General features: G+C 71.5%; 1 protein-coding gene. It reads right to left on the bottom strand.

Going from position 1 to position 607, the window contains the following annotated elements; all coding sequences use genetic code 11:
* Positions 1 to 149: 149 nt before the first annotated feature.
* Positions 150 to 607 (bottom strand): DegV family protein (locus CCN33_RS21215; protein ID WP_140394611.1); only part of this gene is annotated, 458 nt, incomplete at its 5' end.

The following is a 607-nucleotide window of genomic DNA, read 5'->3' as shown; positions in this document are numbered from 1 at the left end:
CCCGAGGATCGGACACCCGGCCCCAAAGAGTGGATCTTGGTCAATTCCGGTGGAGAAGTCCCCAGTTGTGGATAACTCCGTCACCCACCCGAGCTACGCCCGCCCCATCCGAACGCGCTCGCCCCAGGGCCAAGCGCCGCAGGCACACCTCACCGAGGCGAAACCACGACCCCCAACAACCCGGGCCCCGTATGCGCCCCGATCACCGCTCCCACCTCACTGACATGCAACTCCGCCAGCCCGGGCACCCGTTCACGCAGCCGGTCCGCCAACACCCCGGCCCGCTCGGGCGCGGACAGATGGTGCACGGCGATGTCGACCTCCGCCCCAGCCGCCCGCTCCACCACGATCTCCTCCAGCCGGGCGATCGCCTTGGACGCCGTACGCACCTTCTCCAGCAGATCGATCCGCCCGTCCTCCAGCCGGAGCAGCGGTTTCACCGCGAGGGCGGAGCCGAGCAGGGCCTGGGCGGTGCCGATGCGGCCGCCCCTGCGGAGATAGTCGAGGGTGTCGACGTAGAAGTGGGCGGAGGTGCCCGCGGCGCGCTTCTCCGCGGCCGTGACCGCCTCGTCGACCGTGCCGTCGCCCTCCGCGGCCTCGGCGGCGG

The sequence above is a fragment of the Streptomyces recifensis genome (assembly GCF_002154615.1).
GTDB lineage: Bacteria > Actinomycetota > Actinomycetes > Streptomycetales > Streptomycetaceae > Streptomyces > Streptomyces griseoluteus.
This window is presented reverse-complemented; position numbering and strand designations above follow the sequence as displayed.